Annotated in this window: 1 protein-coding gene; it reads left to right on the top strand. The window is 47.3% G+C overall.

Annotation, left to right across the window (positions count from 1 at the left end):
* A partial coding sequence (locus tag AC1MDJ_RS08340) for an ATP-binding protein (RefSeq protein WP_479690449.1) occupies window positions 1–662 on the top strand: 662 nt, incomplete at both ends.

Consider the following 662-nt stretch of genomic DNA (forward strand, 5'->3'; position numbering starts at 1 on the left):
GTCCAACGCATCAGATGCCATAGATAAGGCTAAATATGAGGGGCTTACCAACTCTGCCATATATGAGTCGGGCAGTGATGTGGTTTGGAAAATTAAGCTTACAACTGACGTTGATGCAAAGACCCTTACCCTATCAGATAATGGCATAGGCATGAGTAGAGATGAAGTTGTGGAACTGCTTGGCACGATAGCCCACTCTGGCACGCGTGAGTTTATGAAAAAGCTCACAGAGAATGGCGCAAAGGATGCAGCAGCTCTGATAGGACAGTTTGGCGTTGGCTTTTACAGCGCATTTATGGTAGCTGACGATGTAGAGGTGTTCACTAGGAAACGTGGTGAACCTGTGAACAGCGGCGTTCACTGGCGTTCAGACGGCAAAAGCTCCTATTCAGTGGAAAATATAGAGAAAGCGAACCCCGGCACAGATGTAGTGCTACACGTGCGTGAAGATAGCTCTGATATATTGCAAGAATGGGAACTGCGTCGCATAGTAAGCCAATACTCAGACTATATAGAATATCCCGTAGCGATGGATATAACGCGCGACACAACGGGTGAGGACGGCAAACCTACTGGAGAAAAGACTACCACAGAGGAAACGCTGAATTCTATGAAAGCCCTTTGGCTAAAGAACAGCGCGGAAACGACTGATGACGAAAGGA

The organism is Candidatus Termitispirillum reticulitermitis, from assembly GCF_054655775.1.